The 22,720-nt window shown below is 72.2% G+C and carries 23 protein-coding genes; 21 read left to right on the top strand and 2 right to left on the bottom strand.

Features of this window, described 5'->3' with window-relative positions:
* Positions 1-7 precede the first annotated feature (7 nt).
* Positions 8-442, top strand: a complete 435-nt coding sequence (locus ABT369_RS41545; protein WP_350621074.1) for an NUDIX hydrolase — start codon at positions 8-10, stop codon at positions 440-442.
* On the opposite strand, the gene ABT369_RS41540 is transcribed toward ABT369_RS41545, so the two are convergent.
* Positions 429-2,087, bottom strand: a complete 1,659-nt coding sequence (locus tag ABT369_RS41540; protein ID WP_350621072.1) for an alkaline phosphatase D family protein — start codon at positions 2,085-2,087, stop codon at positions 429-431. The two genes, ABT369_RS41545 and ABT369_RS41540, sit on opposite strands and share 14 nt — an antisense overlap.
* Before the next feature lie 118 nt (positions 2,088-2,205).
* Here ABT369_RS41540 and ftsY point away from each other — a divergent pair, with 118 nt between their 5' ends.
* The 20 genes from ftsY (at position 2,206) to ABT369_RS41440 (ending at position 21,302) form a co-directional block, all read left to right on the top strand.
* On the top strand, positions 2,206-3,402 hold the full coding sequence (gene ftsY / locus ABT369_RS41535) for a signal recognition particle-docking protein FtsY (RefSeq protein WP_350621070.1): 1,197 nt from the start codon (positions 2,206-2,208) through the stop codon (positions 3,400-3,402).
* A 105-nt stretch (positions 3,403-3,507) separates the two neighbouring features.
* The gene (locus tag ABT369_RS41530) at positions 3,508-4,296 is read left to right on the top strand and encodes a phosphotransferase (protein WP_350621068.1); all 789 of its coding nucleotides are present in this window, start codon (positions 3,508-3,510) and stop codon (positions 4,294-4,296) included.
* 174 nt (positions 4,297-4,470) lie between these two features.
* Complete coding sequence (locus ABT369_RS41525; protein WP_350621066.1) at positions 4,471-5,862, top strand: ammonium transporter; 1,392 nt, start codon at positions 4,471-4,473, stop codon at positions 5,860-5,862.
* A 27-nt stretch (positions 5,863-5,889) separates the two neighbouring features.
* The gene (locus tag ABT369_RS41520) at positions 5,890-6,228 is read left to right on the top strand and encodes a P-II family nitrogen regulator (RefSeq protein WP_190249674.1); all 339 of its coding nucleotides are present in this window, start codon (positions 5,890-5,892) and stop codon (positions 6,226-6,228) included.
* Positions 6,229-6,255: 27 nt separating this feature from the next.
* Positions 6,256-8,511: a [protein-PII] uridylyltransferase gene (locus ABT369_RS41515; RefSeq protein ID WP_350621064.1), complete on the top strand. Its 2,256-nt coding sequence runs from the start codon at positions 6,256-6,258 to the stop codon at positions 8,509-8,511.
* A 290-nt stretch (positions 8,512-8,801) separates the two neighbouring features.
* Entirely contained in the window at positions 8,802-10,340 is a 1,539-nt protein-coding gene (gene ffh, locus ABT369_RS41510) for a signal recognition particle protein (RefSeq protein ID WP_350621062.1), read from the top strand.
* A 433-nt stretch (positions 10,341-10,773) separates the two neighbouring features.
* On the top strand, positions 10,774-11,841 hold the full coding sequence (locus tag ABT369_RS41505; protein WP_350621060.1) for an amidohydrolase family protein: 1,068 nt from the start codon (positions 10,774-10,776) through the stop codon (positions 11,839-11,841).
* Between the two features lie 397 nt (positions 11,842-12,238).
* Entirely contained in the window at positions 12,239-12,886 is a 648-nt protein-coding gene (locus tag ABT369_RS41500; RefSeq protein WP_350621058.1) for a ribonuclease FAU-1 family protein, read from the top strand.
* 171 nt (positions 12,887-13,057) lie between these two features.
* Positions 13,058-13,681, top strand: a complete 624-nt coding sequence (locus ABT369_RS41495) for a ribonuclease FAU-1 family protein (RefSeq protein WP_350621160.1) — start codon at positions 13,058-13,060, stop codon at positions 13,679-13,681.
* Between the two features lie 567 nt (positions 13,682-14,248).
* Positions 14,249-14,710 carry a 30S ribosomal protein S16 gene (gene rpsP / locus ABT369_RS41490; RefSeq protein WP_350621056.1) on the top strand — a complete coding sequence of 154 codons (462 nt, stop codon included), beginning with the start codon at positions 14,249-14,251 and terminating at the stop codon, positions 14,708-14,710.
* Positions 14,685-14,942, top strand: coding sequence for an RNA-binding protein (locus ABT369_RS41485; RefSeq protein WP_033357826.1), 258 nt, complete (start codon positions 14,685-14,687; stop codon positions 14,940-14,942). Before rpsP ends, ABT369_RS41485 begins: the two co-directional genes overlap by 26 nt.
* A gap of 6 nt (positions 14,943-14,948) precedes the next feature.
* The gene (gene rimM / locus ABT369_RS41480) at positions 14,949-15,497 is read left to right on the top strand and encodes a ribosome maturation factor RimM (RefSeq protein WP_350621158.1); all 549 of its coding nucleotides are present in this window, start codon (positions 14,949-14,951) and stop codon (positions 15,495-15,497) included.
* Positions 15,494-16,210, top strand: coding sequence for a tRNA (guanosine(37)-N1)-methyltransferase TrmD (trmD, locus tag ABT369_RS41475; RefSeq protein WP_350621054.1), 717 nt, complete (start codon positions 15,494-15,496; stop codon positions 16,208-16,210). Before rimM ends, trmD begins: the two co-directional genes overlap by 4 nt.
* A 129-nt stretch (positions 16,211-16,339) precedes the next feature.
* On the top strand, positions 16,340-16,699 hold the full coding sequence (rplS, locus tag ABT369_RS41470) for a 50S ribosomal protein L19 (protein WP_350621052.1): 360 nt from the start codon (positions 16,340-16,342) through the stop codon (positions 16,697-16,699).
* Positions 16,700-17,522: 823 nt separating this feature from the next.
* The gene (gene lepB / locus ABT369_RS41465; RefSeq protein ID WP_350621156.1) at positions 17,523-18,380 is read left to right on the top strand and encodes a signal peptidase I; all 858 of its coding nucleotides are present in this window, start codon (positions 17,523-17,525) and stop codon (positions 18,378-18,380) included.
* Positions 18,381-18,401: 21 nt separating this feature from the next.
* A complete protein-coding gene (gene lepB / locus ABT369_RS41460; RefSeq protein ID WP_350621050.1) occupies positions 18,402-19,043 on the top strand; it encodes a signal peptidase I in 642 nt (213 codons plus the stop codon).
* 21 nt (positions 19,044-19,064) lie between these two features.
* Positions 19,065-19,523, top strand: coding sequence for an NUDIX hydrolase (locus ABT369_RS41455; protein WP_350621048.1), 459 nt, complete (start codon positions 19,065-19,067; stop codon positions 19,521-19,523).
* Position 19,524: 1 nt separating this feature from the next.
* Entirely contained in the window at positions 19,525-20,271 is a 747-nt protein-coding gene (locus ABT369_RS41450) for a ribonuclease HII (protein ID WP_350621046.1), read from the top strand.
* Positions 20,268-20,588, top strand: coding sequence for a DUF2469 domain-containing protein (locus ABT369_RS41445; protein WP_033357832.1), 321 nt, complete (start codon positions 20,268-20,270; stop codon positions 20,586-20,588). The genes ABT369_RS41450 and ABT369_RS41445 overlap by 4 nt, the downstream gene beginning before the upstream one ends.
* 129 nt (positions 20,589-20,717) lie before the next feature.
* Complete coding sequence (locus ABT369_RS41440; RefSeq protein ID WP_350621044.1) at positions 20,718-21,302, top strand: M23 family metallopeptidase; 585 nt, start codon at positions 20,718-20,720, stop codon at positions 21,300-21,302.
* Positions 21,303-21,331: 29 nt separating this feature from the next.
* Here the strand turns inward: ABT369_RS41440 and ABT369_RS41435 are convergent, their stop codons facing one another.
* Positions 21,332-22,489, bottom strand: a complete 1,158-nt coding sequence (locus ABT369_RS41435) for an aminotransferase class V-fold PLP-dependent enzyme (protein ID WP_350621042.1) — start codon at positions 22,487-22,489, stop codon at positions 21,332-21,334.
* Positions 22,490-22,720 lie beyond the last annotated feature (231 nt).

Below are 22,720 nucleotides of genomic sequence, written 5' to 3'. Positions count from 1 at the left end.
GTGAAGCGTGACCGGTCACCAACTCGCGGTCGGCGCCGTGCTGCGCCGTGGCAAGGACGTCCTGCTGATCAGCGACCCGCCGGACTGGGCGCTCCCGGGCGGCGCCGTGGAGGCGGGGGAGCCGCTGCTGGCCCGGGTCGGTCAGGAGGCGGGCTACGCATCCGTGCTCGCTGAGCGGCTGCTATGGGTCGCGCGCTACCCCGCGGGCGGGGTGGAGTACGAGATGCTGGGCTTCGAGGTGACCGGCGTCGGGCCGCACGACGGCTCGGGCGCGTGGGTGCCCCTGCCCGAGGCCGTGGACCGCCTGAGCCGCATGTGGTTCGCCCCGATCCGGGAGCCGGCTGTGGCGTATCTCACCGGCCGGGCCCGGGTGGCGACGCTGTGGACGTGGACCGACCTCAACGAGCCGGCGGTGACGCACCCGCACGTCAGCTCAGCTTGAGCGACGCCACCTCGCCCAGGGTCTTGTCCGGCCGGGTGCCCTCGATCGACACGTGCGCCGACCGGCCCTCGATCAGCAGCAGGCCGACGGCGTTGCCGAAGTACGGGCCCGCGGTCTTCTTCCACCGCACGACCGGCTTGCGCAGTCCCACCGTGCGCGCCAGGGAGCGCATCATCCGGGCCGCCGGCGGGTTCCAGCCGAACTTCATCGCCGGCCGGACGAGCTTCGGCATGTCGTTGTGCACCGGCGAGCAGGTGAGCTGGTGGACCGCGCTCTCGACCTCCGGCCCGAGGTCGGCCCGCGCGGCGTAGGAGTGGTGAACGTCACCCGACAGGACGCTGATCGTGGCGGGCGCGGGTGACACGCCGCCGTGCCCGGCGCCGATCTGGGTCAGCAGGGCGCTCAGCGCGTCGAAGGAGCGCCCGAACGCGGCCCAGTGCTCCAGGTCCACGGCCTGGCGCAGCTTCTCGCCGAACCGGCCCACCCAGCCCCGCGGGGACTCGGCCAGGCGCTCGGTCGCGGCCTCCAGGTGGTGGATGGCCGGCGGCAGCAGCCACGGCAGCGAGGAGCCGATGAGCAGGTGGTCGTAGTCGCCCGGGAGCTGCTTGGCGAGCCAGGCCCACTCGCTGTCCGGCAGCATCGCGCGCCGGCCCTGCTCGAGCTCCCGCGCGGCCCGGTTGTCGACCACGACGAGGCGCGTGCGGTCGATGTCGAGGGCATAGCTCCATCGGTACGCCACCGCGCGGTCGCGATCCGCCCGCGCGCCGAAGTCGTCGAGGATCTCGGTCGCGTCCCCGGCCGAGCTCACGGCCGCGTAGACGGAGCACTCGGCCAGAGCGCTCGGGGCCAGGTTGCCCATGTGCTGATACACCCAGTACGACGCCAGCCCCGCCTGGATGCGCTGCGGCCACCAGCTCAGGTCCGACATCTGCTCGCGCCACCGCTGCGACGTGTTCCAGTCGTCGATGATCTCGTGGTCGTCGAAGATCATCACGCTCGGGACGGTCGACAGCAGCCAGCGGATCTCGGGGTCGCCCCACGAGTCGAGGTACAGCTTCGTGTACTCGTGGAAGTCCACCACCTGCGTCGTGGGCGCGTCCGCGCGGCGCTCCTTGCGGCGCCGCTTGAGCCAGCGCTGGATCTTCTCGGGGGTCTCGTCGGCGTAAACTTGGTCACCGAGCAGGACCATGAGATCGGGCCACTCGGTGGGTGCGTCCGAGCGGATGGACTCGATCAGTCGTCCCGCGTAGGCGTCGAGAGCGTCCGGGGGGTAGCGGGTCACGCTGAGCGGACTCGCCTCGCGGCACGAACCGAACACCAGCCGCACGGGCGCCCCCGCGCGGCGGGTGCGGATCACCGGGGGTGGGCACGGGTCGTCCGGCAGCGGCCACACCTCGGCGCCGTCGATCTTGACGCGGTACGGCGTGACCGCGCCCTCCGGCAGCCCGGCGACCACGACCAGGGCGTAGTGGTGCCCGTGCACGCTGAACGTCCGGGCCGCCCCGCCCGCGGGTCCGGCGTCGATCTCGACGGTCGCCGCACGCGCCGTCTCCACCCAGACCGTCGCCCGGTCGCCCTCGACGCGTCGCAGCACGGGGCCGAGTACGAGCGGACCGCGGTCGTTGTCGAGCTCGGTTTCGGACATGCTGTTGCGACCTCCGGGGCGTTGCGGGGTGATCCGGACTGCATCCCGAATGATCCTGCCCGGCCCGTCTCGGCGCCACCGCAGGCCACCGCGGGCCGCGTCTGGGAGGATTCGTGCCATGGAGTCGTACATCGTCTTCGGCCTGGTGCTGCTCGTCGTCATTGTCGGGGCCACACTGGCGCTGATCGCGCCCCGTTTCCGCAAGCCCCCGACGCTGCCGCCGTCGGCCCCGCCCAAGGAGCCTTCCGCCCCGGTGGTGGTCAAGGAGCCTCCGGTCGCCGAGGCTCCTCCGGTCATCGAGGCTCCTCCGGTCATCGAGGCCCCGCCGGCCGAAGAGGCTCCTCCGGTCGTCGAAGCCCCGCCGGTCGTCGAGATCGAGCGGCCCGAGCCCACCGCCGGCCGCCTCGTTCGCCTCCGCGCGCGCCTGAGCCGCTCGCAGAACGTCCTCGGCAAGGGCCTGCTCGCCCTGCTGTCGCGCGACAAGCTCGACGACGACACCTGGGACGAGATCGAGGAGACGCTGATCGGCGCCGACGTCGGCGTCCAGGCGACCACGGACATCGTCGCCAAGCTGCGCGAGCGGGCCCGCGTCCACGGCACCGCCACCGCGGCCGACCTGCGCACGATGCTCACCGACGAGCTCGTCGCGGCCCTGCAGCCGGACCTGGACCGCTCCCTGGCCGCCACCCCGCGCGACGGCCGCCCCGCGGTGCTGCTCGTCGTGGGCGTCAACGGCGCCGGCAAGACCACCACCTGCGGCAAGATCGCCCGGGTGCTCGTCGCCGACGGCCACAGCGTGGTCCTCGGCGCCGCCGACACCTTCCGCGCGGCCGCGGCCGAGCAGCTGGCCACCTGGGCCGGGCGGGTCGGCGCCGACGTCGTGCGGGGCCCCGAAGGGGCGGATCCCGCCTCGGTCGCGTTCGACGCGGTCAAACGGGGTATTGACGCGGGTGTGGACACGGTGCTCATCGACACGGCCGGCCGGCTGCAGAACAAGGTCGGCCTGATGGACGAGCTCGGCAAGGTCAAGCGGGTCGTGGAGAAGCACGGGCCCGTGGACGAGACGCTGCTCATCCTCGACGCCACGACCGGGCAGAACGGCCTGGAGCAGGCGCGGGTGTTCACCGAGGTGGTCGATGTGACCGGCGTCGTGCTGACCAAGCTCGACGGGACCGCGAAGGGTGGCATCGTCATCGCGGTTCAGCGCAAACTGGGTATTCCGGTGAAGCTGGTCGGCCTGGGCGAGGGCCCCGACGACCTGGCTCCGTTCGATGCCCGACAGTTCGTGGACGCCCTCGTTGGCGCGGACGCGTAACCTCGGACGGTACCTTGGGACGGTAAGGCCCGGCCGCGCACTTCAGGCGGCCGGTGCAAGGCAGGACAGCTCGGTTCCCCGGTCAGGTCAGCGAAGGACGAAGACGTGACGCAGCAGGAGATCCCGCTCCACGGCGGGAACACCTCCGTCGTGGTGCGCTCGGGCGACACCGTGCGCCGCAACGCGGGGCCGTGGACGCCCGCGGTGCACGCGCTGCTGCGCCACCTGGAATACGTCGGCTTCACCGGCGCCCCGCGCGCCTTCGGCATCGACGAGCGCGGGCGCGAGGTGCTGCAGTACCTCGAGGGGGAGTGCGGCGAATACCCGCTGGCCCCGCACTGGGTGACCGACGAGGCGATGGTCACCGTCGCGACCATGCTGCGGATGTTCCACGACGCCCAGGCGGGCTTCCGGCCGCCCCCGACCGCCGTCTGGCGCTCGTTCGGCCCCCCGCCGCCGGACACCGAGGTCATCTGCCACCACGACGCGGCCCCGCACAACGTCATCTGGCGCCCGGACGGGACCCTGTCGCTGATCGACTTCGACCTCGCCTCGCCCGGCGCGCGGATCTACGACGTCGCGTATGCCGCCTGGACCTGGGTGCCGCTGTTCTCCGACCGCGACTCCTACACCCTGGGCTGGAAGCGCCCGAACCGCCCGCGCCGGCTGCGCATGTTCGCCGACGCCTACGGCCTGACCCCGCGCGACCGGCACCGCCTCGTGCGCGTCATCCGGAAACGCATCGTCGATCACATCGAGGGCATTCGACGGATGGCGGCCGCGGGCGACCCGGCTTTCGTGCGCATCGTGCACAAGGGGCATCTCCGGCGTCCCGTGCGTGACCTGCGGCTCATCGACTATGAGCGGCACACGCTGGAGTACGCGCTTCGATAGGACGTTTTCAGAGTGTGAGCCCTTCTTCACACGCTGGAAACATGACGTGACGCGGTAGAAACCGCGCAGCGCCGGTGCGCGAAACCTGAGCCCGCGAAGCTCTCGCGCAACCGGCTGAAGGGCAATGCTGCCTCGAAGGTCGGGAGGGAGGATCTCGACTACTAGGAGGCCAGCGTGCCTGAAGCGACCATCGATACCGGCCATACCGCATGGCTGCTCGTGTCGACCGCTCTCGTGCTGCTCATGACGCCGGGTCTGGCACTGTTCTACGGTGGCCTGAACCGCTCCAAGGGCGTCCTCAACATGATGATGATGAGCTTCTCGACGATCGGGCTCGTCAGCGTCCTCTGGCTGTTCTACGGCTTCAGCGCCTCGTTCGGCTCCGACACGGCCGGTGGGCTGTTCGGTGACCTCGGGCAGTACTTCGGCAGCAAGACCTATATCGACCAGATGTGGGGCGCGACCGCCGACAACGCGAGCGGGATCGGCATCCCGACGTACGTCTTCATGGTCTTCCAGATGACGTTCGCCGTGATCACCGTCGCGCTCATCAGCGGCGCGATCTCCGACCGCGCCAAGTTCGGCGGCTGGCTGCTGTTCGCGTTCGGCTGGGCCACCCTGGTCTACTTCCCCGTCGCCCACAACGTGTGGGGCGGCGGCTGGATCGCCCAGCACCTGCACCCGCTCGACTTCGCCGGTGGTACCGCCGTGCACATCAACGCCGGCGCGGCCGCGCTCGGTGTCGCCCTGGTCCTCGGCAAGCGCGTCGGCTGGCCGCGGGAGAGCATGAAGCCGCACAACGTGCCCTTCGTCGCCCTCGGCGCCGGTCTGCTGTGGTTCGGCTGGTTCGGCTTCAACGCCGGCTCCGAGCTGACCGTCGACGGCGTCACCGGCCTCGCCTTCGTCAACACCCAGGTCGCCACCGCCGCCGCCGTCCTCGGCTGGGTCATCGTCGAGTGGATTCGCGACCGCAAGCCCACCCTCGTCGGCGCCTCGTCCGGCGCGGTCGCGGGCCTCGTCGCGATCACCCCCGCCTGTGGCTTCATCGACTCGTGGGCGGCCGTGCTCCTCGGCCTCGTCGCGGGCCTCGTCTGCGCCCTGGCGGTCAGCCTCAAGTACCGCTTCGGCTTCGACGACTCGCTCGACGTGGTCGGCGTGCACTTCGTCGGCGGGTGGATCGGCTCCCTGTGGCTGGGCTTCTTCGCCAACGACAAGCTCAACTCGGCCATCAGCGGCGGCCTCGGGGCCAAGAACGGCCTGTTCATGGGCGGCGGCGTGGGCCAGCTCGGCGCCCAGGCGGGCGCGAGCGCTATCGTCACGATCTACTCGTTCGTCATCGCCTTCGCGCTCGCCTTCATCATCCAGAAGACGGTCGGCTTCCGGGTCAACACCGAGGCCGAGGTCGAGGGCATCGACATCGCGGAGCACGCGGAGAGCGCCTACGACCTGACTCCGGGCACCGGCAGCGGTGGCGGTACGGGTGCGTTCGCGATGGCGGGCGTTGGCACGAGCAAGGCCCCCGCGCCGGCGGCGGAAGCCCCGGCGTCGGAAAAGGTTGCCGGATAGCGTCGAGGGATGTCGGAGGGAATGGGCATGAAGCTGGTGACCGCGGTCATCAAGCCGTATCAGCTCGACGCGGTGAAGGAGGCGCTCCACGCGCTCGGCGTGGCGGGCCTCACCGTGAGCGAGGTTCAGGGCTACGGCCGTCAGAAGGGCCACACCGAGGTCTACCGCGGTGCGGAGTACACGGTGGAGTTCGTCCCCAAGATCCGGGTCGAGATCGTCACCGACGAGCTCGACTTCGAGAAGGTCGTGGACGCCATCGTGACCGCCGCCCGCACCGGCAAGATCGGTGACGGCAAGGTATGGGTCACCTCGGTCGACGAGGTGGTCCGGGTCCGCACCGGCGAGCGCGGGCTCGACGCGCTCTAAGCCGCTGCTGATCTCTATCCTCATCACATGACACAACCGTCGGCGCCCGCACCGGTCCTTTCCGCCGGGGCGGGCGCCGACGCGCGAGCCGAGCGCTCGGACGCGATCGACGAGTGGCTCGTCGAGATCTTTCAAAAAGCCGGCGGTTGTACCTCCAATGCCTCGCTCGTCGCCGTAGGCGGCCTGGGCCGTCGCGAATGCGCCCCGCGCAGCGACCTCGACCTGGTGCTGCTGCACCCGGGCGGCCCCGGCGACGAGGCGGCGGCCGACGAGCTCGGCAGCCTCATCTGGTACCAGATCTGGGACGCCAAGTTCGCCCTCGACCACTCCACCCGCCGCCCCGGCCAGGCCCTCGACCTGGCCCGCCAGGACCTCAAGGTGGCGCTCGGCCTGCTCGACGCCCGCCTGATCGCCGGCGACCCGCAGATGCTCGCCACGCTGCACGCCGACGCCGTCGCCCAGTGGCGCCGAGAGGCCCGTCACCTGCTGCCGTCCCTGCGCACCCTCACCCAGGACCGCTGGAAGGCCCACGGCGAGCTGGCGTTCCTCCTGGAGGGCGACGTCAAGGAGTCGCGCGGAGGCCTGCGCGACTTCGGCGTGCTGCGCGGCATCGGCTTCGCCGGGGTCGCCGACGGCCCGCGCCCCGCCGTCCGCGGCGCCCATCGGACCCTCCTCGACGTGCGCGACGCCCTCCACACGGTGCGCGGACGCCGCGTCGACCGCCTCCTCGCCCAGGACCGCGACGAGGTCGCCGAGATGCTGGGCTACGGCGACCGCGACGACGTCCTGCGCCGCATCGCCGAGTCCGCGCGCACCATCGCCTACGCCAGCGACGACGCCTGGCGCGCCGTGGAGCGCTGGGCCGCCCCGAGCACCCGCGGCCACACCGAGCGCCGCCCCCTCGCCCGCGACGTGGTCGAGCAGCGCGGCGAGGTGGTGCTCGCCCGCGCCGCCGTCACCCCGCGCCCGGACCCGGCCCTGCCCCTGCGCGTCGCCGCGGCCGCCGCCCGCGCGGACCTGCCGATCGCCCACGCCACCCTGGAGTGGCTCGGCGGCTTCGCCGGCCCCATGCCGAACCCGTGGCCCGCCCCCGCGCGCGACGCCCTGCTCACCCTGCTGGGCAGCGGCCCCGCGATGATCTCGGTCTGGGAGGCCTGCGACCGGTACGGCCTCGTCGTCAACTGGCTCCCCGAGTGGGCGCGGGTGCGCAGCCTGCCCCAGCACAACCCGGTCCACCTCTTCACCGTCGACCGCCACCTGGTCGAGACCGCCCGCGAGGCCGCCCGCCTCACCCGCGACGTCGACCGCCCCGACCTGCTGGTCCTCGCCGCCCTCCTGCACGACATCGGCAAGGGCCTGCCCGGCGACCACAGCATCGTCGGGGCCCCGATCGCCGCCGCCGCGGCCGAGCGCCTGGGCCTCAGCCCCGCCGACGTGGCGCAGATCGAGAAGGTGGTGCGCCTCCACCTGCTCATCCCCGACACCGCCACGCGCCGCGACCTGTCCGACCCGCAGACCATCGCCACCGTCGCCGGCGCCGTGGGCGAGGCCTCCACCCTCTCCCTGCTGCACGCCCTCGCCCGCGCGGACGCGGCCGCGACCGGCCCGGCCGCCTGGTCGGACTGGAAGGGCCGGCTCATCGCCGAGCTCGTGCGCCACGTCGAGCGCGCCCTGGACACCGGCGTCGTGGCCCCGCCGCCCTCGCCCGCCGCCCAGCTCGCGGTCCCGGCCCGGCTCCCGGCGGTCCTGCTCGACACCGACTCCGTCTCCGTGACCGCCCCCGACCGCCGCGGCCTGCTGGCGGCCGTCGCCGGCTGCCTCTCGCTGCACCGCCTCGACGTGGTGACCGCCGACACCGTGACGGTCGACGGCCTCGCCCGCATGGTCTGCGCCGTCCAGCCCCGCTACGGCGAGATCGACCGCGACGCCGTCGTGTCCGACTTGCGCCGCGCCGTGACCGGCGACCTGCCGGTAGCCGAGCGCCTGGCCGCCCGCGAACGCTCGGCCCGCCGGAGCACCGCGTCCGCGCCCCCGCGCGTGGTGTGGCAGCCCCCGACGGCGGCCACGGACGCGACGGTGCTGGAACTGCGCGCCACGGACACGCCGGGGCTGCTGTTCCGGGTGGCGAGCGCGCTGGAGGATGTCGGCGCCGACGTACGCTCGGCGCGCATCTCCACCCTCGGCGGCGAGGTGGTGGACGCCTTCTACCTGGAGGGCGAGTGGGACGCGCCCGCGCGCCTGCGCGTGGAGTCAGCCGTCCTCGCGGCCGCCACGCCTTCCTAGCCTTCGCATCTCCTGCCCCGGGCCTCCTGCTCCCGGACTCTGCCTTCCGCGCCTCCTGCCCTTGCACCCTGCCGCCCCGCGCCTTCTGCCCTCGGACCCTGCCGCCCCGCGCCTCCTGCTCCCGGACCCTGGCTCCGCGCCTCCTGCTCCCGCGCTTCGGCTGACGCCCTCTTTCGCTTTGTGGCCCTCCGTCCCTTTACGCTCCGCCACCGCGCTGCGCCGCGGGCCGCGACGCACTGTCCGCGGTCGCGTACCCTTCAAGGGACTCCTACACCGAGGACGGATCCGTCGTGTTTGACACCTTGAGTGACCGCCTATCCGGCATCTTCTCGAAGCTGCGGAGCAAGGGGCGGCTCACCGACGCCGACGTCGACGCGACCGCGCGGGAGATCCGCCTGGCGCTGCTCGAGGCCGACGTCGCGCTGCCCGTGGTCAAGGCGTTCATCGCCCGGCTCAAGGAGCGCGCGCGGGGCGTCGAGGTGTCGCAGGCGCTCAACCCGGCCCAGCAGGTCATCAAGATCGTTCACGAGGAGCTCGTGGCGACGCTCGGTGGCGAGGCCCGCCGGCTGCAGTTCGCCAAGAACCCGCCGACCGTGATCATGCTCGCCGGTCTGCAGGGTTCCGGAAAGACCACGCTCGCCGGCAAGCTCGCCCGCTGGCTCAAGGGCCAGGGCCACCAGCCGCTGCTGGTCGCCGCCGACCTCCAGCGCCCCAACGCCGTCAACCAGCTCCAGGTCCTCGGCGGCCGCGCGGGCGTCGAGGTCTACGCGCCCGAGCCCGGCAACGGCACCGGCAACCCCGTCCAGGTCGCCCGCGACTCCATCGAGCACGCGAAGCGCCAGATGCGCGACATCGTCATCGTCGACACCGCCGGCCGCCTCGGCATCGACGCCGAGATGATGCAGCAGGCCGCCGACATCCGCGACGCCGTCGACCCCGACGAGGTCCTGTTCGTCATCGACGCCATGGTCGGCCAGGACGCGGTCACCACCGCCGAGGCGTTCCGCGACGGCGTCGGCATCACCGGCGTCGTGCTCTCCAAGCTCGACGGCGACGCCCGCGGTGGTGCCGCGCTCTCCGTGCGCCACGTCACCGGCCAGCCGATCATGTTCGCGTCCACCGGCGAGAAGCTCGAGGACTTCGACGTCTTCCACCCCGACCGGATGGCCTCGCGCATCCTCGGCATGGGCGACGTGCTCACCCTTATCGAGCAGGCCGAGCAGGCCTTCGCCGACGACGAGAAGGAGCGGATGGCCGCCAAGCTCATGGGCGGCCAGGACTTCACCCTCGAGGACTTCCTCGAGCAGCTCCAGGCGGTCCGCCGCATGGGCCCCATCGCCAACGTGCTCGCCATGATGCCGGGCATGAACCAGATGAAGGACCAGCTGGCCGAGATCGACGACAAGCACTTCGACCGGGTCACCGCGATCATCCGCTCGATGACCCCGAAGGAGCGCACCAACCCGAAGATCCTCAACGCCTCCCGCCGCGTGCGCATCGCCAACGGCTCCGGCGTCTCGGTCACCGACGTCAACCAGCTGCTCACCCGCTTCGCCGACGCGCAGAAGATGATGAAGCAGATGGGCGGCATGATGGGCTTGCCCGGCGGCCGCCGGAAGGCGACCAAGAGCCCGAAGAACAAGCGCAAGGGCACCAAGGGCGGCAACTCCGGCATGCGCCAGCCCCGCCTCGGCGCCGGCGGCATGCCGCAGCTCCCGCCGGGCTTCGACCCGGCCGCCATGGACCCCAACGCCGCGGGCATGCCCCCGGGCTTCCGCCTCCCGAAGATCGACTTCTCGAAGCTGCAGAAGCGTGACAAGGACTCCTGACCCGCTGCCCGCATCCGGCTCCAGCCCCCGCCCCACCGACAGCCCCGACGCGCCACCCGCGCGCGGCGGCGACTCCTCGGGCGTGCCCGCCCGCGATGCGGGCGCCGGGTCGGCGACCAGCGGAGACAGCGCGTCGGCGTTCGCTTCCCGCGACGCGTCCGAGCGAGGCGTCGGCAGCGCGTCTGCGACTGGCGCCGGCAGCGCGTCCGTGCCCGCCGCTGGCAGTGCGTCCACGCTCGCTTCCCGCGACGCGTCCGAGCATGGCGTCGGCAGCGCGTCCGCGACCGACACTGCTAGCGCGTCCGTGCGCGCCGCCGGCAGCGCGTCCGCGACTGGCAATGCCAACGCGCCCGTGCCCGCCGCCCGCAGCGCATCCGCGCGTGCATCCCGCGACGCGTCCGCGCGCGGGAACGACGGCGGTCCGGCGCTCCACGTGCGGGGGACGCTGCTGCCCTCCGGCGAGCGGCGCGATCTCTGGCTGGTCGGCGACCGCGTGACCTTCACACCGGTCGCGGGTGCGCTCACGATCGCGGACGAGGGCTACATCCTGCCCGGGCTCGTGGACGCCCACTGCCACCTGGGCATCCAGCCCGGCGGCCGACCGTCCGAGGGAATCGACCAGGCGCGGTCGCTCGCGGTCGTGGATCGCGACGCGGGCGTCCTCGCGATTCGTGACGCCGGGTCTCCGATCCCGTACGCCTCCCTCGACGACGACCCCGACGTCCCCCGCCTCGTGCGCGCCGGGCGGCACGTCGCGCCCCCGAAGCGGTACCTGCGGGACATCGGCGTCGAGGTCGGCGAGGCGGACCTGCCCGGCGAGATCACCCGCCAGGCCGGCCTCGGCAGCGGCTGGGTCAAGCTCGTGGGCGACTGGATCGACCGCGGCGTCGGCGACCTCGCGCCCGCGTGGGACGTCGCCGCGATGGCCGGCGCGATCGAGGCCGCGCACGCCGCCGGCGCACGGGTCGCGGTCCACACCTTCGCCGAGGAGTCGGTCGCCGCGCTGGTCCGCGCGGGCGTGGACTCCGTCGAGCACGGTACCGGCCTGAACGAGTCCGACATCGACGAGATGGCCCGCCGCAACACGGCCCTCGTGCCCACGATGATCAACATCGCGACGTTCGGGGGCATCGCGGCCCAGGCCGAGGACAAGTTCCCGACGTACGCCCAGCACATGCTCGCCCTCCGCGACCGCTTCCCGTCGATCGTGCGCGCCGCCCACGAGGCCGGCGTCCCGATCTACGTCGGCAGCGATGCGGGCGGCGGCATCGACCACGGCCTGGCCGCCGAGGAGATGATCCTGCTGCACCGCGAGGCGGGCCTGCCGGCCGAGGCCGTGCTGCGCGCGGGCTCGTGGGGCGCCCGCGAGTGGCTGGGCTTCCCGGGCCTGGTCGAGGGCGGCCTGGCCGACCTCGTCGTGTACGCCGAGGACCCCCGCACCGACCTGACCACCCTGCTCCGGCCCCGCCGCATCGTGCTGCGCGGCCGAGTGGTCCGCTGAGCCCTCCGCGCGCCTGGCCGGGCGACGCGCCCCCGCGCCCGAGCGGTCTGCTGGGCATTCGAGCACCGGCGGCCGACGTGCTGGGACCAACTGACCCGCCATGCCCCGGCCTCGCCGCTTCGTGCTGTGCGGTCGAGTGGTCCGCTGAGCCCTCCGCGCGCCGACCGGGCGATGCGCCCGCGCGTCCGCGTTCCGCCGGTCGTCCCTCATTGAGGTGATCCTCAGCCAGGTCTGCGAGACGATCTGGGTGCCGCGGACCCGGTGTGGCGACCGGCCCCGTCGGGCTGCAGGAGCGCGTCCGAGCGGCGGAGCGCCACCTGCCGGCCGCCGCCCGGTGTGACCTGCTGGGCGGCCGTCCGGAGCGGGCTCGGGAGCGCGAAGCCGATACACTGACCGCGTGCCGTTGCGTCCCGGAAGACCGGTCCTGCACCGGCATTTCACCCATGACACGCTGGTCTGGGCGCCGCTGACGCGCGTGGTCTCCGACGACGAGCAGGGCACCAGCCTCTGGCTCGCGACCGGCAGCCCCGTCATCCGGCAGGTCAACGAGGACGGCGACGGGCCGCGCGGGATGCCGTTCGAGCGGTGGATCGCCGAGCCGAAGAAGATCATCCATGACGTGTACCGCGGGCCGAGCACGCTGAAGTTCCACCCGCGCGGGGCCGCGTACTCGGTGTGGTGGCTGTTCGACCCCGAGCTGCGCTTCCGCGCGTGGTACGTGAACCTCGAGGAGCCGGGGGTCACCTGGGACGACGGCCAGGTCGCGGGGGTCGACCTCACCGACCAGGACCTCGACATGTGGATCTGGCCCGACCGGCGCTGGGGCTGGAAGGACGAGGACGAGTTCGAGGAGCGGCTGGCGCACCCGGACGCGTACTGGGTGAGTGACCCCGAGGCCGTCTGGGCCCAAGGCCACGCGATCGTCCCGATGATCGAGGCGGGGGAGTGGCCCTTCGACGGCACGTGGACCGACTTCCGGCCGCCGGACGAGTGGACGATCCCGGAGCCCGTTGTCGAGGGCTGGGACCGGCCCCGGCAGCGGTGACTGACGGCTGGGACCGGCCCCGCCAGCGGTGACCGGGGCTGGGACCGGCCCGGGCAGCGCGCGTGACCGCTCCCGAGCGCGAGTGAAATGCAGGTGTCACCGGAACCCCGCGGGGCGGGGCCTACCCAGGGAGCGCGGTTGAGCGTCGTCTTCACGCCCGGCCAGGTGATCATGCACCGCAATGTGCGGCGGGGACGGATCGGATGGGTGCGGCCCGCTCGCGTCGTGTCCGACGACGAGCGCGGGTTGCTGCTGTGGATCGCGCGGCACACGCCCGTGGTGAACGAGGTGTCCGGCGACGGGTACGGGATGCGGACGATGCCCTTCGCCGACTACGTCACGCGCGGGACCTCGCTCAAGCAGGGCACCTGGAACGGGCCGGGAGTGCTGAAGCTGCACCGGCCCGGTGATCCCGCGCACTCGGTGTGGTGGTTTCGCAACGATGTGGACGAGTTCACCGGGTGGTACGTCAACCTGGAGCGCCCGGCGATCCGCTGGTGCGATCCGGGTGCCGCGTCCGGCGTCGACGTGACCGACGAGGACCTCGACATCCTCGTGGCGCCGGACCGTACGTGGGAGTGGAAGGACGAGGAGGAGTTCCTCGAGCGGCTCGCGCTGCCGGAGCACTACTGGGTCGCGGACGAGGCGGCGGTGCGCGAGGAAGGCCTGCGGGTCGTCAAGGAGATCGAGGCCGGGGGCTTTCCGTTCGACGGCACCTGGACCGACTTCATGCCGCCGCCCGGGTGGGAGCTACCCGGCCTCGAAGCCGGCTGGGATCGGCCCCCGCTGCGCTGACGCCCGGCCGGGCGCGTCCGAGCAACCGGGCCTCCGAGCGAATCGCCCATCCGAGTGACCCGGGCGTCCGAGCGACCCGCGCGCCCGAGCCACTGGGCGTCGGAGCGAGCGAGGCGGCCAAGCGACCCTCCCACCCGAGCGATCCGCGCGCCCGGGCTACTGGGCGTCCGAGCGAGCGGGGCGTCTGAGCGACCCGGGTGAGCCGGCGGCCGGCACGCAGCCCCGAGCGGTAGCCGAGCGCGTCCGCGCGTGAGATCAGCCGTGAAACGTTCATGGCCGAGGGTGTCGGGCGGCCGAATTCGGGTGAGGGGCGGCGGGCTGCATCGGTGGTACCGGCGAAAAGGTCCGAAAATGGAAAAAGTGGCCGCGCCGCGGGAGAGGATGGGCTCACGCGGGGTCGTTTTTGCGCACGGTAGCGGGTCTGGCACAATGGTCTGCTGGTATCCGGTGTGCGTCCGAGCCCTCTAACCCGGCGTCGCGCCAGTCCAACAGAGCAGCCGACGGCGCCATCCCCACGGTGTCCGGGCGGTCGCTCGGCTTCCAACAGATCCAGGAGCGAGCAACCAAGTGGCCGTCAAGATCCGGCTCCTGCGGATGGGCAAGATCCGCAACCCGCAGTACCGCATCGTCGTCGCCGACTCGCGCACCAAGCGTGATGGTCGGGCGATCGAGTTCGTCGGGCTGTACCACCCGAAGGAGGAGCCCTCGCGTATCGAGGTCAACTCCGACCGCGTCCAGCACTGGCTCTCCGTCGGCGCGCAGCCGAGCGAGGCCGTGCAGGCCATCCTGTCCAAGACCGGCGACTGGCAGAAGTTCAAGGGTCTGCCGGCCCCGACCGAGCCGCTGAAGGTCCGTGCCGCGGCTCCCGACCGCAAGGCCGCCTACGAGGCCGAGGCGCAGGCCGCCGCCGGTCTCGCCGACGCGCCGAAGGCGAAGAAGGCCGCCGAACCGAAGAAGAAGGCCGAGGCCGAGGCTCCGGCCGCGCAGGCGGAGGAGCAGTCCGGTGCCGGCGCCGGCGCGGAGGCCTGACGTGCTGCGCCCGGCGCTCGAGCACCTGGTCAAGGGCATCGTCGACAACCCCGACGATGTCCGGGTGCGGATGGTCGACTCCCGCCGCGGTCAGCGGCTGGAGGTCCGGGTCAACCCGGAGGACCTCGGCACCGTGATCGGGCGCGGCGGCCGCACGGCCAAGGCGCTGCGGCAGGTCATCACGTCGATCGGCGGCCGCGGCGTGCGCGTCGAGATCGTCGACGCGTACTGACGCATGCTGCTCGTCGTCGGTCAGGTCTTCCGCGCGCACGGCGTCCGCGGCGAAGTCGTCGTGGACGTGCGCACGGACGCGCCAGCTGAGCGTTTCGCCGTCGGGTCGGTCCTCGAGACCGACTCGACGGCGGTGCGGCATCTGCAGACCGTCCCTGCGGGCGCGTGGCGGCCGCCGCCGACGCTCACCGTCGAAACGGTCCGCCCGCACCAGGGCCGCCTCCTGGTGGTCTTCGAGGGCATCTACGACCGCAACCTCGCCGAGGACATGCGCGGCGTCCTGCTGTGCGTGGACAGCGCCACGATCCCGCCGAGCGACGACCCGGACGAGTTCAACGACCACGAGCTGGTCGGGCTCGACGTCGTCGACGCCGCGGGGGAGCACGTGGGCGAGCTGCTGCGCATCGACCACGCGCCCGCGCATGACCTGCTCGTCGTGCGGCTCGCCGACGGGCGCAACGGCCTGGTGCCGTTCGTGCGCGAGATCGTTCCCGAGGTCGACGTGCCCGGGCGGCGCATCGTGATCACCCCGCCGGAAGGCCTCTTCGACCTATGAGGGTCGACGTCGTCACGATCTTTCCGGAGTACCTCGCGCCGCTCGACCTGTCCCTGATCGGCAAGGCGCGCGCGAACGGGACGCTCCGGCTGGCGGTACACGATCTGCGGAAATGGACGCATGACGTCCATCGCACCGTGGACGACACGCCGTACGGCGGCGGCCCCGGCATGGTGATGCGGCCCGAGCCGTGGGGCCAGGCTCTCGACGCGCTGGCCGGCCCCGAGACCCATCTGATCGTGCCGAGCCCGGCCGGCGCTCCGTTCACCCAGGCGACCGCGCGCGCCCTGGCGGGCGAGGAGCACCTGATGTTCGCGTGCGGCCGCTACGAGGGCATCGACCAGCGCGTCTTCGACCACGCCGCCGCGCGGATGCGCGTGAGCGAGGTCTCCCTCGGCGACTATGTGCTCTTCGGGGGCGAGGTCGCGGTCCTCGTGGTGCTCGAGGCGGTCACCCGGCTGCTTCCGGGCGTGCTGGGCAACGCCGACTCGCTGCTGGAGGAGTCGCACGCCGACGGGGTCCTCGAGGCGCCGATGTACACCAAGCCGCCCAGCTGGCGCGGCCTGGACGTGCCCGACATCCTCCGCTCGGGCGACCACGGCCGCATCGCGCGGTGGCGCCGTGAGCAGGCCCTGCAGCGCACCGCCGAGCGCCGCCCGGACCTCATCGCCGCCCTCGAACGGCGGGCCGCCGACGGTGATCAAGGGGCCTGATTTCAGGTTCGGCGCGTCGATGTGGCAAAGTGGTGAGGTTGCCGCGGCCTGACGTGTCCGGCACCATGATCACAAACCCTCGCGCGCCGCGGAGATCGGGCGTGCCTTGAGTGACGAGGAACAGCCGCGATGAACACGCTGGACGCGCTGGACGCACAGTCGCAGCGGACCGATATCCCGAGCTTCCGCGCCGGTGACACCGTCAAGGTGCACGCCCGGGTCGTCGAGGGCAACCGGTCCCGGGTCCAGGTCTTCCAGGGCGTCGTGATCCGTCGCCAGGGCGCCGGCCTGCGGGAGACCTTCTCGGTCCGGAAGGTGAGCTTCGGCGTTGGCGTCGAGCGCACCTACCCGGTGAACAGCCCGGCCGTCGACCGGATCGAGGTCGTGACCCGCGGCGACGTGCGCCGCGCGAAGCTCTACTACCTGCGTGACCTGCGGGGCAAGAAGGCCAAGATCAAGGAGAAGCGCGAGACCAAGGTCAGCAGCTGACCTCGCGCTTCGCTGGATCGCCGACGGGGAGGGGCGCGGTGCGCACCCTCCCTGCGTCGCGTCCGGGATCGGATCTTTCGGTCATCTGGAGCCGGTCTCCCCAAAGTGGTCTTGTGCATCTAGGCTGACGCCGATGGCAAGTGACCCCTACGGCCGCGATGGTTACGACGATCGCGCCGACGACCAACGCCCGCGCGATCGCCCCCTGGATCAGGCGGGCGGACAGCGCGGGCAGCAGCAACCCTTCGGCGGCGTCAACTACCCGGGCCACGACTACTGGTCGACCTCGGGACGCTCGGACGCCGAAGAGGGGCAGCGCGCCTACGACGGCGGCTGGCCGCGCGACGATCGCGACGCCTACGGGCGTGGCGAGGCGCCGCCCGGCCGCGACGTCGTGCCCGGTCGTCGTGACGTGGAGCCCGGGCGCGACCCCGCTCCGGGCCGGGGTGGCCACCAGCGCGACGACGACTGGAACTCGGGCGGCGGCGGCCGGGGCGACTGGGGTCGCGAACCGGAGCGCGGCTGGAGCCGTGGCGACGATCGCGGCGGCCGGGGCGATCAGGGCGACTGGAACCGCGGGCGCTCCTGGGACGACGATCCGTACGGCTCTCGGCGCGGCCAATGGGACCGCGACGAGCCGCCGATGGTGCGCGACCGCGCGTTCGAGCGCGACCGCGGCTACGACGAGCCCGGGTACGACGATCCGCGGGAACGTCGCGAGCGGGAGCGCGCGGAGCGGTACGAACGCAGCTATGACCGTGGCGAGCGCTCGACGGGCTCGGGTGCCCGGCCCCGCCGGGGTGTCCCGCTCGAGGACGACTCGGTGTCCACCTGGCGCAGCAAGGTCCGCCGCAAGCGCAAGAACATGCCGCTGTGGCAGGAGCTGCCGCTGCTGCTGATCGTCGCGTTCTGCCTGGCCGTGCTCATCCGCACGTTCCTGGTGCAGGCGTTCTTCATCCCGTCGGGCTCGATGGAGGAGACCCTCCTCGTCGGCGACCGGGTGCTGGTCAACAAGGTGCTGTACGACGTGCGGGAGCCCGAGCGCGGCGAGGTCGTCGTGTTCACCGGCCCGGACACGTGGGTGCCCGAGAACCATGTCGACAATGACGCCGGCTTCTTCGCCGAGCTCGGCAAGACCGTCGGCGACCTCGTCGGGTTCGGCCAGCCCGGCGAGAAGGACTTCATCAAACGGGTGATCGGGCTCCCGGGCGACACCGTCGCCTGCTGCGACGTCGACGGGCGCGTCACGGTCAACGGTTATCCGCTCGACGAGTCGGCGTACCTCTACGACAACTCCCCGCTGGACGCCGCCCCGAACCCGAAGCAGTGCACGGCGCGCCGGTTCGGGCCGATCAAGGTCCAGGCCGGGCAGATGTTCGTGATGGGCGACCACCGCGGCGTCTCCCAGGACTCGCGCTGCCAGGGCCAGGTGCCGATCGACAACGTCATCGGCCGCGCGTTCGTGATCCTCTGGCCGAGCAGTCGCTGGGGCTGGCTACCCGTGCCCGACACATTCAAGAACGTCCCGAAACCAGCGGCTTTGGCACCACCTGGGCCGCACGTCACGCGTGCGCACAACAGTCCGTTGGTCCCGGATATGGTACTTGTACCGATCGCTGTCTCGTTCTCGCTTTCGACCCGTTCGGCGCGTCAGGAGCGGTTGAGGCGTCGCCGATGGTGACGAGCACGTACCCTTCAGGGCGTGATTGACGAGCAGACCAAGAAACCCAGTAGCTTCTGGCGCGAACTGCCGGTGTTGCTGGGCGTGGCGATCATCGTCGCCGTCGTCGTACGCGCCTTCGTCCTGCAGACGTTCTTCATCCCGTCCGAGTCGATGGAGAACACGCTGCTCATCAAGGATCGCGTGCTCGTCAACAAGCTGGTGTACGACTTCCGCTCCCCGCATCGCGGCGAGGTCATCGTCTTCACGGCGCCGGATTCGTGGCGCAACGACCCGTCCGAAGAGGACTTCATCAAGCGCGTGATCGCCGTCGGGGGCGACCACGTCGTGTGCTGCGACGACAAGCAGCGCATCACGATCAACGGCACGCCGCTGGACGAGTCCTACATCTACGCCAACGCCGACGGGCTGCAGGACCTCCCGAGCGAGGAGCAGTTCGACGTCACGGTGCCCAAGGACCGCCTCTGGGTGATGGGCGACCACCGGTCCCGCTCGGGCGACTCGCGGTACAACTTCATCCGCACCAAGGATCCCAACCAGGCCACGATCCCCGAGGACGCCGTGATCGGCCGCGCCTTCGTGGTCTTCTGGCCCTTCAACCGGGCCAAGTGGCTCAGCGTCCCCGACACCTTCGACAAGGTGCCGGATCCGACCTCCAAGTGATTGCGTCGTAGTCTCGTCGGTATGACGGAGGCCGCGGCAGACATCGACCGCCGGGCGGCGCGGGTGCTGCTGCTCGACCCGTCCGGGCGCGTCCTGCTCATGCGCGGATGCGACCCGGCGCGGCCCGAGCACCGCTACTGGTTCACCGTGGGCGGCGGCCTGGAGGCGGGGGAGTCGCTCGCCGACGCGGCCGTGCGCGAGGTCTACGAGGAGACCGGGCTGCGCATCACCGGGTCCGACCTGCTCGGGCCCGTCCGCACCGATCGGGTCGAGTTCCCCTTCGATGGCCGTTGGTACTCGCAGGAGCAGACGTTCTTCGTCGTGCGCTCGGAGGCGTTCACCGCGGACCTCTCCCACCTCGCCGACTACGAGGCGACCACCGTCGACAGCACCAGGTGGTGGTCGGCGGACGAGCTCGCCGCGACGTCGGAGCGCTTCTACCCCGCCGACCTCCCCGGCCTCCTGCGGGAGGTGGCCTGAGATGCTCGCGCCTCCGCGCACCGTCGTGCATCGCGCCGCGGGCCTGTGGGCCCTCGAGCGGGCCCTGCAGCGGCGCGGGTTCAACCGGGTCGCCGGCGCCGACGAGGCGGGCCGTGGGGCCTGCGCGGGGCCCCTCGTCGTGGGCGCCGTCATCCTGCCGCAGGGCCGCCGCGGCGAGATCGAGGAACTCAACGACTCCAAGCTGCTGACGGCGGCCGCGCGGGAGCGCGTCTACGAACAGGTGATCCGGCGCGCGGAGGCGTGGACCGCGATCGTGATTCCACCCGGCGACATCGACCGCCGCGGGCTGCACGTGTGCAACCTGGCCGGCATGCGGCGCGCCCTCGCGAGCCTGTCGGTGCGGCCGGAGTACGCGCTCACCGACGGCTTCAAGGTCGACGGCCTGGGCATCCCCGGCCTCGCGGTCTGGAAGGGTGACCAGGTCGCCGCGTGCGTCGCGGCCGCGAGCGTCGTGGCGAAGGTCACGCGGGACCGGATCATGGAGCAACTGCACGAGACGTACCCGCAATACGGCTTCGACGAGCACAAAGGCTACGCGACTCCGGTGCACGGCGCGGCGCTGCTGGCCCACGGGCCATGCCCCGAGCACCGTTTCTCCTACGCGAACGTGGCGGCGGTGGGGCGGCCGGGCTCACGGCGCGGTAACGTCGGCGTGGCGCCCGGCGAGGCCGCACGGGTTCCGGCGCAAGTGGGCGACAATGTGGCTATGGAAGGCGGACCGCGATGAGCGCCGAAGATCTCGAGAAGTACGAAACCGAGATGGAGCTCCAGCTCTACCGGGAGTACCGCGACATCGTCCGCCAGTTCTCCTACGTGGTGGAGACCGAGCGCCGGTTCTACCTGGCCAACCAGGTCGACCTGCACGTGCGCAACTCGGACGGCGAGGTCTACTTCGAGGTCGAGATGCACGACGCCTGGGTCTGGGACATGTACCGGCCGGCTCGCTTCGTGAAGAACGTCCGCGTGATGACCTTCAAGGACGTCAACGTCGAGGAGCTCGAGAAGCCCGACATCTCGCTGCCCGACAACGGCTTCGGCGGCTGATGCGTCTGCGGCGGGTGCGTTAGCACACCGCGACCCGGCCTGTCAGTCCCTGTGCAGGCCGGGTCCAGTTATCCACAGGCAGCAAGATCGCGTTTGCCCCGGCGGCCGGAATCCGCGACGCTCGCGGCCATGTTGAAGAACCTCTCCCGCATCGGGCTCCTCGTCCTCGCCGCCACCGCCGTCGCCGCCGCCTCGACGGCCATCGCCGCCGCTGCCTCGGTCCTGTCCACGCCCAGACGTGCCGCGGCCTCCTCCTTCGCGGCCGGCGTTGCCGAGGCGCCGGCCGAGACTCCGGCGGACGGCGTGTTCCAGGCGCCGCTCGACGGCCCGGTGACCGTGACGAGAGGCTTCGAGCCGCCCTCGGACCGCTATGCCGCGGGCCACCGGGGCGTGGACCTCGCGGGCGCCCCCGGCCAGACCGTGCGCAGCGCCGGGGAGGGCACGGTCGTCTTCGCCGGAATGGTGGGCGGCCGGCCGGTGGTGAGCGTGGAGCATCCGGGCGGCGTGCGTACCACGTACGAGCCGGTCTCCGCGACCGTGGTCCGGGGCCAGGTGGTCTCGCGCGGAACGCCCCTCGGCACGCTGAGACCGGGCCACCCCAACTGCCCGGTGGCGGCGTGCCTGCATTGGGGCCTGAGAACCGACGGCAGCGTGTACCTCGACCCGATGACACTGCTCCGCCCCGCGCGCGTGCGCCTCCTACCGCTGCGCTGACCCGGGCTCCTTCGCCTCGTTCGAGCGCCTCATGCGAGAAGCTTCGGCAGCCCCGCCGCCAGCCGCTGATAGTCCTCGGCCCGGTTGTAGATCTGGCCGGACAACCGCAGATACCCCCGCCCGCGCCACGCCGCCAGCCCGACCTCGGCCGAGAGCTCGTCCGAGATCCGCCGGCGCAGCGCGGCCGCCGCCTCCGGGTCGCTCGCCACGCCCGGGCGCAGCGGGATCAACGTCATCGGGAGCCCGGTCGCCGCCGGCACCTCGGCCCCGAGCGCCTCCGCGACCACGTGCTGCCCGTAGTCCGCCAGCGCCGCGTTGTGCCGCCGCACCGCCTCGATCCCCAGCGAGCGCAGCACGAACAGTCCCGTGGTCGCGGCCAGCCAGGGCGTGTAGTCGTGCGACCCGAGCCACTCCAGGTTCGCGGGGAAGCCGGCCTCGGTGGACCACGACAGGACCAGCGGCCGGATGCGTGCCCTCCGCGCGGGCGCGACGGCGAGCAGCGCGGTGCCGCGCGGCGCGTACGCCCACTTGTGCAGGTTCCCGGCCCAGAAGTCGGCCCCGAGGTCGCTCACCCGCGGGTCGATGATGCCCGGCACGTGCGCGGCGTCGACGTGCACCGCCACCTGCTCACCCCAGCGCTCCCGCACCGCCTCGACGATGCGCCGCACCGGGAACACGCGCGCGGTCGCGGCGGTGATGTGGTCGACGATCACCAGCCGGGTCCGGGGCGTGGTCGCCTCCAGCACCGCCGCCGTGACCGCCGTGTCGCCGGCCTCCAGCGGCACCCGCGCGACTCGATGCACCGCGCCGGTGCGCCGGCACGTCGCGGCGATCGCCAGGTCAACGGCACCATAGCCGTGATCGGTCGTCACGATTTCGTCCTCGGTACCGAGATCAAGGCTCCCGAGCACGATCGACGTTGCGGTGGAGGCGTTCTCGACCAGCGCCGTGCCCTCGGGGTCGGCCCCGACGAACGCGGCGAGATGGCGCCGCACGTGGGCGATGCGCTCCTCGAGCCCGACGGCGAAGAACCGGTGCGGGTTGGCTTCCATCTCCTCGCGTACCCGCTGCTGAGCCCGTTGCACCGCGACCGGCACCATCCCGAAGGCGCCGTGGTTCAGGTGCGCGACGGCTGCGTCGTGCGAGAACAGCAGCCGAGCACCGGGAATCGGCTCGGGAGCGGACACATCCACGATCTTAGGGCTCCCACCCCGGCTCCCGCGCCCACTTGCCGCGGACCGATCCTGCTCACCCACCTCGCGTCCTACGCGCTCGCCTACCTCGCGTCTTTCGCGCTCGGCTACCCCCCGTCCCCGCGCTTGCGTCCCCGCGCTTGCGTCCCCGCGCTTGCGTCCCCGCGCTTGCGTCCCCGCGCTTGCGTCCCCGCGCTTGCGTCCCCGCGCTTGCGTCCCCGCGCT

This window comes from Dactylosporangium sp. NPDC000244, from assembly GCF_040300725.1.
Taxonomy (GTDB): domain Bacteria; phylum Actinomycetota; class Actinomycetes; order Mycobacteriales; family Micromonosporaceae; genus Dactylosporangium.
This window is presented reverse-complemented; position numbering and strand designations above follow the sequence as displayed.